11 protein-coding genes are annotated in these 16,117 nt (G+C 37.0%); 7 read left to right on the forward strand and 4 right to left on the reverse strand.

What is annotated here, in order from left to right:
- Window positions 1-16: 16 nt before the first annotated feature.
- Window positions 17-1,054, forward strand: coding sequence for an outer membrane beta-barrel protein (locus AAEU33_RS05960; protein ID WP_345991398.1), 1,038 nt, complete (start codon window positions 17-19; stop codon window positions 1,052-1,054).
- Window positions 1,055-1,125: 71 nt separating this feature from the next.
- Here AAEU33_RS05960 and AAEU33_RS05965 read toward each other — a convergent pair whose 3' ends face one another.
- Both AAEU33_RS05965 and fumC read right to left on the reverse strand, forming a co-directional pair.
- Window positions 1,126-1,320 carry a hypothetical protein gene (locus AAEU33_RS05965; RefSeq protein ID WP_172281350.1) on the reverse strand — a complete coding sequence of 65 codons (195 nt, stop codon included), beginning with the start codon at window positions 1,318-1,320 and terminating at the stop codon, window positions 1,126-1,128.
- 112 nt (window positions 1,321-1,432) lie between these two features.
- A complete protein-coding gene (gene fumC, locus AAEU33_RS05970) occupies window positions 1,433-2,827 on the reverse strand; it encodes a class II fumarate hydratase (RefSeq protein ID WP_345991400.1) in 1,395 nt (464 codons plus the stop codon).
- A gap of 137 nt (window positions 2,828-2,964) precedes the next feature.
- Here fumC and AAEU33_RS05975 point away from each other — a divergent pair, with 137 nt between their 5' ends.
- Together AAEU33_RS05975 and AAEU33_RS05980 are read left to right on the forward strand one after the other, a co-directional pair.
- Entirely contained in the window at window positions 2,965-4,572 is a 1,608-nt protein-coding gene (locus tag AAEU33_RS05975; RefSeq protein WP_345991402.1) for a fumarate hydratase, read from the forward strand.
- A gap of 95 nt (window positions 4,573-4,667) precedes the next feature.
- The gene (locus AAEU33_RS05980) at window positions 4,668-4,946 is read left to right on the forward strand and encodes a hypothetical protein (protein ID WP_172281344.1); all 279 of its coding nucleotides are present in this window, start codon (window positions 4,668-4,670) and stop codon (window positions 4,944-4,946) included.
- A gap of 98 nt (window positions 4,947-5,044) precedes the next feature.
- Here AAEU33_RS05980 and AAEU33_RS05985 read toward each other — a convergent pair whose 3' ends face one another.
- Window positions 5,045-5,911, reverse strand: coding sequence for an AraC family transcriptional regulator (locus AAEU33_RS05985; RefSeq protein WP_345991404.1), 867 nt, complete (start codon window positions 5,909-5,911; stop codon window positions 5,045-5,047).
- Window positions 5,912-6,061: 150 nt separating this feature from the next.
- Here AAEU33_RS05985 and AAEU33_RS05990 point away from each other — a divergent pair, with 150 nt between their 5' ends.
- Window positions 6,062-8,122 (forward strand): T9SS type A sorting domain-containing protein, encoded by a 2,061-nt coding sequence (locus AAEU33_RS05990; RefSeq protein WP_345991406.1) that lies wholly within the window; start codon window positions 6,062-6,064, stop codon window positions 8,120-8,122.
- 173 nt (window positions 8,123-8,295) lie between these two features.
- Here AAEU33_RS05990 and AAEU33_RS05995 read toward each other — a convergent pair whose 3' ends face one another.
- Entirely contained in the window at window positions 8,296-9,321 is a 1,026-nt protein-coding gene (locus tag AAEU33_RS05995) for an alpha/beta hydrolase (protein ID WP_228457007.1), read from the reverse strand.
- Between the two features lie 228 nt (window positions 9,322-9,549).
- Between AAEU33_RS05995 and AAEU33_RS06000 the strand changes: the two genes are divergently transcribed.
- From AAEU33_RS06000 to AAEU33_RS06010, 3 genes are all read left to right on the forward strand, one after another.
- Window positions 9,550-12,387, forward strand: coding sequence for an alpha-amylase family glycosyl hydrolase (locus tag AAEU33_RS06000; protein WP_345991408.1), 2,838 nt, complete (start codon window positions 9,550-9,552; stop codon window positions 12,385-12,387).
- 187 nt (window positions 12,388-12,574) lie between these two features.
- Window positions 12,575-13,660, forward strand: a complete 1,086-nt coding sequence (gene prfA, locus AAEU33_RS06005; protein ID WP_172281336.1) for a peptide chain release factor 1 — start codon at window positions 12,575-12,577, stop codon at window positions 13,658-13,660.
- Window positions 13,661-13,981: 321 nt separating this feature from the next.
- Window positions 13,982-16,084 carry a prolyl oligopeptidase family serine peptidase gene (locus AAEU33_RS06010; RefSeq protein ID WP_345991410.1) on the forward strand — a complete coding sequence of 701 codons (2,103 nt, stop codon included), beginning with the start codon at window positions 13,982-13,984 and terminating at the stop codon, window positions 16,082-16,084.
- The last annotated feature ends 33 nt before the right edge of the window (window positions 16,085-16,117 follow it).

A 16,117-nucleotide genomic window follows, 5' to 3' on the forward strand; every position in this document is an offset into this window, starting at 1 on the left:
ATAAAAAAATAATACTATGATCAAGAAATTTATCCTGATAGGATTCGTGTGCCTTTTTTCAGCCACAGCATATGCACAGAAAAAACCTACGTTTAATCTTCCTTCAAAAGAAGAATCCGATGTGAGTCCTATGGTCAAGGAAAAAGTAGAAGAATATGCTACAGAGATTAATACAATTATTCAGGAGGAGAAAAAACTTATGGAAGCTGAGCTTTTAGATCTTCAGAGCAAAGGACTCGAAAAGAATGAGTTTAATAAGCAGAAAGCAGACATTGCAGATCGCTTTTCAGAAAAAATTGACCAAAGGATACGGGATTTGGGTTTTGACCTCGATATGGTGATTCAGAAACAGGTGAGGTATTCACTTCTCAATACTGATGTTACTTCCAAGGAAGAACTAAGGGTGAAGCTTTTGAAGAAGTTCAGGCCGACAAGAAGTTTAGATGGTTATTTCTCTTATGGAGTAATGACGCTTACAAATAATTTGTCCGATAATGACCTCGATAAGCATATGGGATATTCCAATAATCTGGAATTCGGCTTTAAATTTAACTATCAATTTAGCAGAACCAGCCCATGGGGTCTTATTTCCGGTGTTGGATTTTCCTGGAGAACACTGCGTTTGGATGATAATATGATTTTTGCAAAAGATGCCAATTCTAATGTCCATTTGCAGAAATATCAGGGAAGTATAGATAAAAGTAAGTTGAGAACGGGCTATATCATGATTCCTCTGGGTTTGCAGTATAATTTTTCAAAACTTAAAAGTGCAGGAATGGATATTCAGTACAGAGACTATAATAAGGGATTCAAGGTTGGAGCTAATGTGTATGGAGGGATAAAAATGTCGAGTAATAATATCTTCAAAGGAGACGGATTCGACTCGAGAGACCGTGCGAATTACCAGGTCAATCCTTTTGTATATGGTGGTCAGGTTACACTTTCCTATAACGATTTCAGTATTTTTGTAAAGAAGGATTTCAGCAATTTCTTTAAAGATGATACTTTTAAAAATGATAAAGCACTGATTTTTGGAGTAGCCCTTTGGTGGTAAGAAAACACATATATTTATATAAATCTATTGAACAAAGGCCGGAAAATCATTTTCCGGCCTTGTTTATGAAATTACATTGGCGGTTCTTCCGAACACATGTCTGCTTCTACAAAGCACATTCCAGAAGTACATGGATTTCCTGAAGGTGCGGATAAGCAGCAGCCATGATATCCGTTGTAAATGATGTGACGGGTTCCACTCGGACAAGTATGTCCACCCACTATTTTCTTTAAATTTTCTCTGTTAAGCTTTGCAAGATTTTTCATAGTTATTAGTTTAAATATTTATGTATCACTAATTTATGAAAAAATGATCAGAAGATCAGTGCTTAAATGCTTAAAACAAAAGCCTTAGATTTCTCCAAGGCCTTTCTGTTTGTTACTTTAAACTTCCGACCATGTCTTCCGGTTTTACCCACTCATCAAATTGTTCAGCGGTTAAAAGTCCTAGATTAACGGCTTCTTCTTTTAATGTTGTTCCGTTTTTATGGGCTGTTTTTGCAATTTTAGCTGCATTTTCATAACCAATATGGGTATTTAAAGCAGTTACCAACATTAAAGATTTATCAACAAGCTCTTTAATTCTCTCATAATTAGGTTCAATTCCAACGGCGCAGTGGTCGTTAAATGAAATGCATGCATCAGCAATTAACTGAGCTGACTGAAGAAAATTATACGCCATAACAGGCTTGAAAACGTTTAGTTCGTAATTTCCCTGGGTCCCGGCGAAGGAGATGGTAGTGTCATTTCCTAAAATCTGCGCACAAACCATAGTTAAAGCTTCATTTTGGGTAGGATTTACCTTTCCGGGCATGATAGATGATCCCGGTTCGTTTTCAGGAATATGAATTTCCCCAATCCCGGAACGCGGTCCCGAAGCTAATAATCTTACATCCTGGGCGATCTTAAATAGTGATACGGCCAATTGTTTTAAGGCTCCATGGGATTCCACGATGGCATCATGGGCCGCAAGTGCCTCGAATTTGTTTTCCGCAGTTATAAAAGGATGATTGGTAAACTTTGCGATATATCCTGCTACAGCTACATCATAACCCTTTGGCGTGTTAAGGCCTGTTCCTACTGCAGTTCCTCCTAAAGCTAATTCAGAAAGATGCGGAAGAGTATTTCGTAATGCTCTGAGACCGAATTCCAGTTGAGCGACATAGCCTGAGAACTCCTGTCCAAGAGTAAGGGGAGTAGCGTCCATTAAATGGGTTCTTCCGATTTTTACGACATCTTTAAAAGCTTTAGCTTTTTCGGCTAACGTATTTTTTAGTTTTTCAACCGCAGGAATGGTTACTTCAACTACTTTTTTATAGGCAGCAATATGCATTGCGGTAGGATAGGTGTCATTGGAAGATTGAGACTTGTTCACATCGTCATTCGGGTGAATTTCAGATTTATCACCAAGTGTTCCGCCATTATTAACATGAGCCCTATTTGATACTACTTCATTGATATTCATATTCGATTGTGTTCCGGAGCCTGTTTGCCAGATAACCAATGGAAACTGATCATTGAGCTTTCCTTCCAGAATCTCATCACAAACCTTCGCGATCATATCTCTCTTTTCAGCAGGAAGAACTCCCAGATCGGTGTTGGCATAAGCGGCTGCCTTTTTCAGATAAGCAAAAGCTTCAATAATTTCATGAGGCATTGAACCTTCCGGTCCGATCTTGAAATTGTTTCTGGATCGTTCGGTCTGCGCTCCCCAGAATTTATCAGCAGGTACCTGCACTTCACCCATGGTGTCTTTTTCTATTCTGTAATTCATTGTGGTTGAAATTTTTATAAAGTTAAAGATAAACTATAAAATTCACAATTTATAATGGTTATAAATATGAAAGGTTATTGGTGATTTTACTCATGTTTTTTTAAGTATGTTTTATTTTTGCATAAAGAAAAAATTGAATGGAATTTAGATATCAGGATCCGTATCCGATTCAGAAAGATGATACGGTTTACAAGAAGCTTACATCACACTATGTGAAAGTAGAACAACTTGGAGAAAGAGAGATTTTAACAGTAGATCCTAAAGGATTGGAGTTATTGGCTGAAGAGGCAATGGCTGATGTTTCTTTTATGCTTCGTTCTTCTCATCTTGAAAGCCTTAGAAGAATTATTGATGATCCTGAAGCTACTGATAACGATCGTTTTGTAGCGTACAACTTATTACAGAATGCTGCCGTTGCCGTAGAAGGAGCCCTTCCTTCCTGCCAGGATACCGGAACTGCTATTGTAATGGGGAAAAAAGGAGAAAATGTGTATACAGGAGTAGATGACGGGGAGTATTTAAGTAAAGGAATATATAATACATATCAGAAGAGAAATCTGAGATATTCACAAATCATTCCTTTGAATATGTTTGACGAGAAGAATTCGGGGTCAAATTTACCTGCTCAAATCGATTTATATACCAAAAAGGGAAACTCTTATGAGTTTTTATTTTTAACAAAAGGAGGTGGTTCAGCAAATAAGACCTTCTTATATCAAAAGACCAAATCTTTACTTAATGAAAAATCTCTTGAAGAGTTTATTAAGGAGAGAATTTCAGATCTTGGAACCGCTGCATGTCCACCTTACCACCTTGCTTTGGTCATTGGAGGAACATCTGCGGAAGCTAACCTGGCAGCAGTGAAAAAAGCTTCAGCTAAATATTACGATAATCTTCCTACTTCCGGAAATGAAGGCGGACAGGCATTCAGAGATCTTGAATGGGAAGCTAAAGTTCAGAAGATTTGTCAGGAAAGTGCAATTGGGGCTCAGTTTGGAGGAAAATACCTAACACATGATGTAAGGGTGATCAGACTTCCTCGTCACGCAGCTTCTTGTCCTGTAGGAATGGGAGTTTCATGTTCAGCAGACAGAAACATTAAAGGTAAAATTACCAAAGAGGGTATCTTCCTTGAACAACTGGAAGAAAATCCTAAAAGATTTTTGCCTGAAACAGCGCCCCACCTGGAAGAGGCCGTTGAGATCGATCTGAATAAGCCAATGCCGGAAATTCTGGCTGAGCTTTCGAAGTATCCGATCAAAACCCGATTAAAGCTAAACGGAACTTTAATTGTGGCAAGAGATATTGCCCATGCGAAAATTAAAGAATTGATCGACAGTGGAAAACCGATGCCTGAATATTTTAAAAATCATCCTATATATTATGCAGGACCGGCAAAGACCCCAGAAGGGATGCCTTCCGGAAGTTTTGGCCCAACAACAGCCGGAAGAATGGATGTATATGTAGATGAATTCCAAGAAAACGGAGGAAGCATGATTATGCTGGCCAAAGGAAACCGCAGCAAGGATGTAACAGATGCTTGTAAAAAGTACGGAGGTTTCTATCTCGGTTCTATCGGAGGTCCTGCGGCTATCCTTGCCAAAGAGAATATTCTTTCGGTAGATGTAGTTGATTTCCCGGAATTAGGAATGGAAGCAGTAAGAAAAATAGAGATCAAAGACTTCCCGGCGTTTATCATTACAGATGATAAAGGGAATGATTTCTTTGCAGATCTTGCGCATTAATTAGTTTAAAATCAAAATAAATAATAAAAATAGAGCCTGTATCTTTTGTTTAAAAAGGAAAAAAGTTCTATTTTTGCCTAAAATCTATAAGAAAAATGATGTTATCAGCATTTTGGCCGTTTTATCAGTTCCTTTGGACCATCTATTTTGTAACAATGTTCCTGGTAGGATTCTGGTGTATCTTTATGTTTTTTGGATTAGTAATCCCAATGTGGTTAAGCGAAGGTTTGATGGAATACTTCGGTAAAGTAAAGCCTTTCGATCCGGAAGATATCAGAAGAAAAAAAGTATATGAGCAGGAAGGAGTAGAGGTAATCTTCAGCGAGCCTAAAGGTAACGGTCCTTTCTTACACGATAGTCACGGACATCATTAATTGATTGTCATTGCTTTTCCGCCTTAATTCCGGGAAAGTGATATCAAAGCAAAACAACATATACAAAACCACTTAATCTGATTAGGTGGTTTTTTTATTTACTGGTTTCTCAATTTCTCCGGAGAAAGTCCGAATTTCTTTTTGAAGGCCCTTGTAAAGTTTTGTACATATTCATATCCACATTCTATAGATATTTCCTTGATCATGATCTCCTTGTTGATGATCATTTTTTTTGCCTTAAGCATTCTGAGGTCTGAGATATAATCTGTTATGGTCATATTATACTGGGACTTGAAGGCTTTTCGAATGCTATTCTGATTAATTCCTATAATCTTGCCGATTTCTTCTACCCTGATATTTTTATGGAAGTTTTCATCCACAAATCTTTTAATGGCTGATGCGGTTTTAGGAGAGATTTCATTTGTTTTTTTTTCAACAAACTGTTCAATCATTAAAATCAGGAGTTTGATTATTTTAGCTTCGATCAGTAATTTTTGCGTAATTCCTTTTTTGGGATTGCTTAATATTTCCTTGACGATCATATGCATTTCCACTGTCATAAGTGGTGGAGTTTCCTTATGGAGAAATATATAATTATTATTCACCATTTTTTTTAAGATATCTGCGCTTTCGTGGTCAGATTCAGGTTGAATCAGTTTTTCCATATACTGATAAGTAACCTGAATTTGGAGATATTTTAGTTTTTCGGGATTTTCTGTCCAGAGTAATGAGGTATTTTCCTGGGAGGAATAATGTAATATATATTGATTTTTTTTGAATAAAAACCTTGTTCTACAATCCGGGGCCTCCAGATAGATGCCTTGACTAAGTAAAAAGAGAAGATTGAAGGTATTTTGACCCTCAGTCATAATTGATTTCGAGGATTGTTCGGGGCAAACTTCTTCCTGTATTATTTTAAAGTCTGCGGATCTGAATAATAATCCTTTTTTAGATTGTTCCTTCATGTGGCAATCTCCTTACGATATGGTACGATTGATATTTAGTTAAACACCCGATAACAAAAAGTTTGAAAATGATAACTTCAGATTACCTGAGTAGAGTACTTTTGCGCAAAGTTAAATTTAAATTTAGAATAATTAAAAATAATATTCATTATGTTGAAAATTTTATATTTTACAATGCGAAAATTGGTGCTGGGACTAGGGTTGTTCATTGGTGGAAGTATCCTATATGCTCAGCAGTGGGAAAATGTAGGTTTGAGCACAATTGTTTCTGCGGGAGGGAGTAGTAATAATAATCTGGCTATAGATCATTCAGGGAACTATTATTTATCATATTATGATGTGTCTGTTGGGAAAGGCTCGGTTCAGAAATTTGACGGAACCGTTTGGTCTTACGTAGGCGGAAGTGCAGGGATAACAAACGGATCAGCCCTTTACAATTCGCTGACACTTGACAGTTCAGGAAATCCCTATTATACCAATCAGATCGGTTACCCGGGTTCCGGTCTGGAAGTACGTCAGTATACTGGTCTTGCATGGGCACAATTACCCAATGTTACATCGAATTCAGTAAATTATCATGCTTCGGCAGTATCATCCTCCAATGTTTTATTTACATATAGTAACGATGAATCCGGAACTGTTAAACGTTATGTAAACGGATCCTGGGAACAGGTTGGAAATAGTGGTTTTTCTAATGGAGCAGCATTTGCTGAAATGGTAATAGGATCAGATAATAAGGTATATACTTGTAGTGTAGCGAACGGAGTTAATGTATATCAAAATTCAACGGGGGCAACAGCTTCCGATAATTGGACATTGGTTGGTGGAAGTGTTGTTGATGCTTCTTCATCAGGAGAACAGTATTATTCAGATATTGCAATTGATAGCAATAATAATTTGTATGTTGCTTATGTTTCCAATGCTGCGAATGGAAGGAAAGTAAATGTTAAGAAGTTTAACGGAACTTCCTGGGTTCAGGTTGGAAATGCTTATTTTTCATCAGGAGCTGTTCAGTATACCGCAATTGCAGTAACACCTTCCGGTGAACCTTATGTAGCGGTTAGTCGATGGGAAAATGATAATCATTTAAGAAATACGGTTTACAAATTGGACAATGTAACTCAGTTATGGGGTGCTTTTGGAGGGGATTTTATTTCCGATGGAGGAGCTACATTTAATGATCTCGCGATCGATACATTGAACAAATATCTGGTTTTGGCTTATTCTCAGGATGGAACACGCGTAAAAAGAATTTCAATTGCCGGTTCATCTCAAACCTGTACCAATGCAGATCCGGGAAATAATCCCGGAGATACAGGATGTGTTTCTTTTACCTATAACGGAAGTCAGGTTTCTTATTCTACTGTTAGAGGTAAGGATGGGAAAATATGGCTTCAGCAGAATCTGGGAAGCATTCAGGTAGCTACCTCAATGACAGATGAAGATTCTTACGGAGACTTATTTCAGTGGGGGAGATGGGATGATGGACATCAGAAAAGAAATTCTCAAACAGTAGGCATTCCTACGCCGAATTCTCCAGATGGGTTAACCGGAATTACTTCTTTTGTAACCGGATCCTGGTGGAATGCCAATTCATTAACAGATCACTGGTCAGCAAACAATATGAATGCGGTAAACTCAGGAAACGGATATGATCCTTGTAAAGCAATAAGCCTGGATTGGAAAATGCCGAGCCAGGCAGATTGGGCTGCATTGCAAAGTGCTGAAGTAATCAATAATCCTGCAACCGCATACAGCAGTACTTTAAAATTGTCTGCGGGAGGATACAGAGGAGCTTCAACAGCTGACTTTACTTTTGTTGGGCAAAGAGGCTATTACTGGAGTTCCACCCCGTCAGCCTTCGGAGCCAAATACTTTTATATCGGGAATACTATTGGAAATCCAAATGCAGGCGGACCAAGAGGCCAAGGACAATCGGTAAGATGTGTCAAGGATGTATCTGCGCTAAGTACTTCCGAAATCAGACTTAATACAATAAGTGTATATCCAAATCCAACGAATGGAATTGTTAACATTGATGTGGATTCAGCAATAGAAAATGTGCAGGTAATGAATGCAGTAGGGCAAATTGTCAAAATTCCGTTTTCCAATAACAAGATTAATATGCAAGGAATTGCTAAAGGAGTTTATATGGTTCAGGTAAAGTTAAAGAGCGGGCAAACTTTTTCAAAAAAAATCATTAAAAACTAATACTTTACTATTGATTATTTAGAAGGTAATCGGTAAAGACCTTTGTTTTCAAAACTTATTCATATTCAATATATGACATTTTAAAAGATAGTTCATTTTTTAGTTAAATAAACCCGCAGTGTATACTATATTGTACATTGCGGGTTTTGTTTTAGGTTAAATTTTTGATTGATTTAATTTGCCATAGAATCTGCTTCAATAATAGCTTCAGCAAAAGCTTTCGGAGCTTCCTGCGGAACATTATGGCCTATTCCATTGAGGATTTTATGTACATATTTACCGGTAAATTGTTTGGCATAAGCTTTTCCATCTGCAGCGGGACCATCAAAATCACTTGCTATAGTAATGGTGGGTACATTAATAACGGGGCGTTTGTCCAAACGTTTTTCAAGATTGTCATATTTGGGCTCTCCTTTGGCCAGGGATAACCTCCAACGATAGTTATGAATAACAATTGCCGTATGATCGGGATTTTTAAAGGATTCGGCTGTCTGATCAAAGGTTGCCGTGTCAAAATTCCATTTTGGTGAAGCAGATTTCCAGATCAGTTTATTGAATTCATATGCATTTTTAGCATATCCTTTTTCACCTCTGTCGGTAGAAAAATAATATTGGTACCACCAGCCATATTCAGCTTCCGGAGTTAATGGATTTTTATTAGCTTCTAAATTTGTGACTAAATATCCGCTTACAGAAACAAGAGCTTTTACTCGTTCCGGCCATAACGCAGCCATAATGTCTGCTGTCCGGGCTCCCCAGTCGAACCCTCCAACTACTGCTTTGTTTATCTTAAGGGCATCCATCAAGGCAATGATATCCAGGGCAACTGCAGATTGCTGGGCATTTCTCATTGTATTTGGAGAGATAAAACGGGTCGTTCCAAATCCTCTCAGATAAGGAGTAATTACTCTGTATCCTTTTTGTGACAAAATCGGAACTACTTCATTGTAACTGTGGATATCATAAGGCCATCCGTGAAGAAGAATAACAGGAGTTCCATTGGCTGGTCCGGCTTCAGTATACCCTATATTGAGTACACCTGCATCAATCTGCTTTAAAACTCCGAGCGAACTTTCCTGATCCTGAGGATGAGCGGATGTTTGCTGTGCGTGGAGCGAGCCCGTTGTAATAAGAATGAGAAAAACGGCATTTAGAATCAGCTTTTCCATTACATTTTGAATTTTGAATCTTTGTAACATAGCTTTAGATTTTTGATTTTTTGGAGTGATTTTTATTTCTGATTCAAAAGTAGGACGATTCGTAAAGCCTTACCATTGTTACTCATTTCAACCGGGCATTATTAATCGTGAAGCGGTCATTTTAAATTGTGAATGATTAATTAGTAATTTTTGTGTATTATTTTGTTTAAAATAAATTGCTTTTAAGAAATTAAACTATTTTAGTATATAAATAGAAAAAAGACCCTTATGAAGAAATTTTACTTTTTTATATTGCTGTTGATCAATTTTTTTGTGTTCGGACAAATCAACTATACCATTACTCCCGGACAGTTTAACGAAACAGATCAGATCACACTGACGGTTCCTGGTGATCAGATTGATGAATCGGCCTGGAACGTTAGTAACCACGCGATTTATATTTGGTCATGGTCACTGGATACCAACTATATGAATAGTCAGAATTGTCCTACAAATGGGAACTGGAACAATTCTGATGATCAGAATAAACTGAATTATAATGCAACAACAGATACGTATTCACTGACTTTTACACCAACAACTTTTTTTGGAAGAACAGGAATCGGAAGATTTGGTTTTCTATTAAAAGACAAGGCGGGAACCCATCAAACTTCTCCGGATATTTTTGTAAATGTAGGAGTATTAAATCTCACGCTTACAAATCCACTGCCAAATAGCCTGACATCTGTACCTTCAGGAGGTTCTGTTTCTATATCAGCAACAACAAACGTCGCCGCTAATTTTCAGTTAAAAGCTAATGGAGTTGTTGTAAATTCAACATCTAGTCCTTCTGTTTCGTACTCTTACACCTATATGGTATCTGCAGATGCTGATATGGAACTCATTGCTACAGATAATTCCGGGACTAAAAATGCGAAATTCATAATACAGATTCCAAGAAATGTAATATCTCAGGCTATTCCTTCATGGATACGTCAAGGTATTAATTATCATCCTACCGACAATACAAAGGTTGGTTTAGCATTGTATGCTCCCCATAAAAACTTTGTGCATGTCATCGGAAGTTTTAATAATTGGACAGTAAATGATAATTACCTGATGAAAAGGGATACTACAAACCCTGATTTATATTGGATTGAGTTAGATGGGATTACCCCGCAGCAGCTTTATACTTTTCAATACAGAACGAATGACCTGAAAAAAGTAGCGGATCCTTTTTCTCCGCAGATTTTGTCTTCTTACGACGACCAATGGATTCCGGCATCCACATATCCCAATTTGCCACCCTTTCCTGCGGGACAGAATTTTGAAGTTTCTATGTTTAAAACAGGGCAGCCAAATTATAATTGGCAGGTTACCAATTTCCAGAGACCAGATAAAGAAGATCTGATTGTATACGAGTTGCTATTAAGAGATTTTACACAGGAAAAAAACTGGCAATCTCTTATCAATAAGATTACCTATTTGAAGAATTTAAAAATTAATGCGATTGAGCTTCTTCCTATTATGGAATTTGAAGGAAATCTTTCATGGGGATACAATACCTCTTTTCATTATGCATTAGATAAGGCCTATGGGACACCGGAGAAATTTAAAGAATTTGTAGATCTGTGCCATCAAAACGGGATCGCTGTGATTTTAGATGTGGCATTTAACCATGCTACGGGAAGATCACCACTCGTAAGATTATGGAATATTGATCCTGACGGGGATGGATATGGGGATATAGCAACTAATAATCCTTATTTTAATCAGGTTCCCAAACATTCTTACAATGTTTTCAATGACTTCAATCATACAAGTTCAGCCACGAGATATTATGTTGAACGGACCTTGCAGCAATGGTTGACGGAATATAAAATTGATGGTTTCCGTTGGGATCTCACCAAAGGATTTACCCAAAATTGTTCCGAAAATGATGAGACCTGCACGAATGCTTATCAACAGGACAGGGTAGATATTTTAAAGTACTATGCGGATAAACAGTGGGCAATTGACCCTAATTCATATATGATTTTTGAACATTTAGGAACAGATGCAGAAGAACAGCAATGGGCCAATTACAAAGTTGCTGAAGGAAAAGGAGTGCTGCTTTGGAATAAACAAACAGAGCCTTATAACCAGAATACAATGGGATATAAGGAAAACAGCAATTTTGACCGGATGAATCATCAGCTTCACGGATTCACCAAAATGAATGCTGTAGGATATGGAGAAAGCCATGATGAAGAAAGACTTATGTTTAAAAATTTAGAATATGGCGCGATAAACGGGGCTTATAGTGTGAAAAATCTTGATACAGCCCTTGAAAGGATGAAAGCTTTTGGAGCGACCTTCTTTACCATACCGGGACCGAAAATGATCTGGCAATTTGGAGAACTTGGTTATGAATTCAGTATTAACCGATGTGCCGACGGAACCATTAATAATGGTTGCAGAACCGACGAAAAGCCAATTGCCTTTACATTAGGTTACGATAACAACCCAAACAGAAAAGCGGTCTATGATACATGGGCGCAAATTATTACCATTCGAAATACATATCCCGTGTTTAAATCAAAAACCTATACAGTAGAATCCAATAACCTTTCTAATGATCCGGATGGATTGATAACCAGGATATTTGTTTATGACAATCTTCTTAATAACGGGATGAAAAATGTAGTAGTTCTGGCGAATTATAATACAATAACGAAGAATGTTATTCCTTATTTTCCATATACAGGTCAATGGCAGAACTTGATGGACCAAACTATTTCAAATATTACCTCGACTACAGCTCCTATTGTATTACAACCCGGAGAATTCAGGATTTTTGGGAATTATACAGGCAATTTATCTACTGTGGATGAAAATGCACCTCATAGACTATCTCTTCAGGTAATGGAGAATCCGGTGCATAATAAAGTAGTAAAACTAAAATATTATAAGGCTAAGAATGCAGTAATTGCATTGTATGATATGACAGGTAAAAAGCTGGAATCATTCGCGCTCAAAAATGAGAGTGGAGCTTATGAGTTTAAAATGGATTATCCTGCAGGAACTTATCTTGTTCATCTGAAGGCTGAGTCGGGAATTGCGATACAAAAGATCATCATTAAATAGTTTGAATGTTAAATGATTCTTTTGTACAATTGTATGCTATTTAGTTTTTTTTACTTTGTTGATCGTGCAAATTAGTACTTTAAAGAAGTTAATATGTATCAGGGGCCAAAGACTGTATAAATCAGAAACTAAAGGAGTTTCAAATTGAATTAATAATTCATATCTTTGCAGCCACAAAATTTCTATAATGTCCAAGTCATTAATTCCAAAACTGGAAGCTATAAAACAACGATATAATGAGGTTGCCGACCTTATTATCCAGCCTGATGTTATTTCTGATCAGAAAAGATATTCTTCTCTGAACAAAGAATATAGCGATCTGGGAAAAATCGTTAAAGTGTACGACCAATATAAAGCAGCATTAGATACAATTGAAGAATCTGATGAAATTATTGCTGATGGTTCAGACAGAGACCTGGTAGATCTTGCTAAAGAAGAAAAATTAGAAGCTCAGGCAAAACTTCCTGCTTTTGAAGAGGAATTGAAAGTATTGCTGATTCCTAAGGATCCTGCAGATGATAAAAATATCATTGTGGAATTACGTGCAGGAACAGGGGGTGATGAAGCAGCTATTTTTGTGGAAGATATTTACAGAATGTATACCATGTATTTCAAAACTAAAGGTTGGAGACATGAAGTAACAGATTCTAATGAAGCTGCAAAAGGCTATAAGGAATTGATCATGAAAGTGGAAGGTGAAGGAGTGTACGGAATCATGAAGTTTGAATCCGGAGTTCACCGTGTACAACGTGTACCTGAAACTGAATCCCAGGGAAGAGTACATACTTCGGCCATTACTATTGCCGTATTACCTGAAGCCGAAGAAGTAGATGTGGAGATTAATCCTGCAGATATTGAAATGCAGACTTCACGTTCCGGAGGAGCTGGAGGGCAGAACGTAAACAAGGTTGAAACAAAAGTCCAGTTGACTCACAAACCTTCAGGTCTTGTGGTGGTATGTCAACAGGCACGTTCTCAGCTGGCTAACCGTGAATTAGCAATGGAGATGCTTCGTGCAAAATTATACGACATCAAACTTCAGGAAGTTCAGGGAGATATCGCTGCACAAAGAAAAACAATGGTATCTACGGGAGACCGTTCAGCAAAAATTAAAACCTATAATTATCCTCAAGGTAGGGTAACAGATCATAGAATCAATAAATCGATGTATAATCTGGATGCCTACATGAATGGGGATATCTCTGAAATGATTGATGCTGTAATCATGGCTGAGAATGCAGAAAAAATGAAGGGAGAAGAAGATAATTATTAAATTTTTTAAAATTAAATAAATAAAAATAGCCTCTGTTTTAAGAGGCTATTTTATTTTTAATGTCTCATTCGTAACACCAATCTATATTATGAAATCTTACAGAGCTATCATTTTTATAAAACGGTATTTTCCAAATGATTAGATTATATGGTTTGAAACAAATGGGAGATGTCTTAATTGATAAACAGCCCGGATTGGATTGTCCCTAACCTTACCGATTTTATTTTGAAAGTTTTAATGTAAAATATTAATCAAATTGAGCCTGTATAGCAGGTTTTTTTTATTTGATGATATTATGTATTTTTGATAAAATCCTTTGAAATGAATTTTAAACCGATCTTATTAACAGCTGGAGTTTTATTTTCAGCATCTTTTTATTCACAAAAAATGACTTATCCTAAGGCCCTAAAAGGTAATCAGACTGATACCTATTTCGGAACTGCTGTGGCGGATCCTTTCAGAGATTTGGAAAATGACTCCCAGCCCACTAAAAAATGGGTGGATGAGGAAGTTGCTTTCAGCCAGAATTACCTTTCAAAAATACCCTTTAGAGAAAAAATAAAAAATCAATTGAGGGATATCTGGAATTATGAAAAGATTTCTGCACCTTCAAATGAAGGAGATTTTACTTATTATAATAAAAATGACGGGCTGCAGGCACAATCCGTGATATACAGAACAAATAATAAAACGAAGACTACAGAAGTATTCCTTGACCCCAATAAGTTTTCTGAAAAAGGAACCACTTCTCTTTCTCAGCTTTCATTTAATAAAAAAGGGAATTTAGCGGCTTATTCTATTTCTGAAGGTGGAAGTGACTGGAATAAAATTATCATTATTGATGCTATTACAAAGAAGCAAATCGATGATACATTGACGGATGTTAAATTCAGTGGTATTTCCTGGCAAGGAGATGAAGGATTTTATTATTCCAGCTACGATAAACCTAAAGAGGGAACTGTGCTTTCAGGGATGACCGATAAGCATAAAGTATACTTTCACAAATTAGGAACAAAACAATCTTCTGATCAACTGATTTTCGGAGGAGATAAAACACCAAGGAGATATATCGGAGCAAATGTTTCTGAAGATCAGAGATATCTTATCATATCAGCTGCTAATACTACAAGCGGGAACGAATTATATATCAAGGATCTTAAAAATGGAGGTGATTTCATACAAATTAATAAAGGATTTGACATTAGTGCGGGTATTGTAGATACGGAGGGAGATAACCTGTTTATTTTTACGGATAAAGACGCTCCAAATATGCGTCTTGTAAAAACCAGCATTAAAAACCCTTCTCCTGAAAACTGGATCGATGTCATTCCTCAGACAGAAAATGTATTGGGAATTTCTACAGGTGGAGGATATTTCTTTGCAACATATATGGTAGATGCGATTGATCAGGTAAAGCAATATGATAAAACGGGTAAACTTGTAAGGGATATAGTTCTTCCGGGAAAAGGAAATATTTCAGGTTTCGGAGGAAAGGAAGACGAAAAAGAACTTTACTTTTCTTTTACCAACTATATTACACCGGGAACAACTTATAAGTTCAACGCTGATACTGGTAAATCAGAGGTTTACCAGAAACCAAAGGTAAAATTCAATCCTGAGGATTATATATCTGAGCAGGTATTTTATACGTCAAAAGATGGAACGAAAATTCCTATGATGATCAACTACAAGAAAGGGATAAAGCTGGACAGTAAAAATCCTACTATTCTTTATTCTTACGGAGGTTTTAATATCAGCTTACAGCCATCATTCTCTGTTGTCAATGCGATCTGGATGGAGAATGGAGGAGTTTATGCAGTTCCGAATATCCGTGGAGGTGGGGAATATGGTAAGAAATGGCATGATGCGGGAACAAAAATGCAAAAGAAAAATGTATTTGAGGATTTCATTGCTGCCGGAGAATACCTGCAAAATAAAAAATATACTTCGAAAGAGTATATGGCGCTTTCTGGAAGGTCAAACGGAGGGTTGCTGGTTGGAGCTACGATGACCATGCGACCTGATCTCGCTAGAGTAGCATTTCCAGGAGTAGGTGTTCTGGACATGTTGAGGTATAATAAATTTACGGCAGGTGCCGGATGGTCTTATGACTATGGAACGGCAGAAGACAACAAAGAGATGTTTGATTATCTAAAATCTTATTCACCGGTACATAATGTAAAGGCCGGAACTTGTTATCCGTCTACTATGATTATTACAAGTGATCATGATGACAGGGTTGTTCCTGCGCATTCATTCAAATTCGGTGCTGAACTTCAGGAGAAACAAGCCTGTAAAAATCCAATCCTGTTAAGAATTGAAAAAAATGCAGGACATGGAGCCGGAAGATCGACCGAACAGGTTATTGGTGAAAATGCGGATTTAATTTCTTTTGCTTTGTTTGAAATGGGAATTAAATTGTAATTGATTAATTTTTTTTAATAAAATATACAAATT

The organism is Chryseobacterium sp. Chry.R1, from assembly GCF_039645525.1.
In the GTDB taxonomy this organism is placed as follows: Bacteria; Bacteroidota; Bacteroidia; order Flavobacteriales; family Weeksellaceae; genus Chryseobacterium; species Chryseobacterium proteolyticum.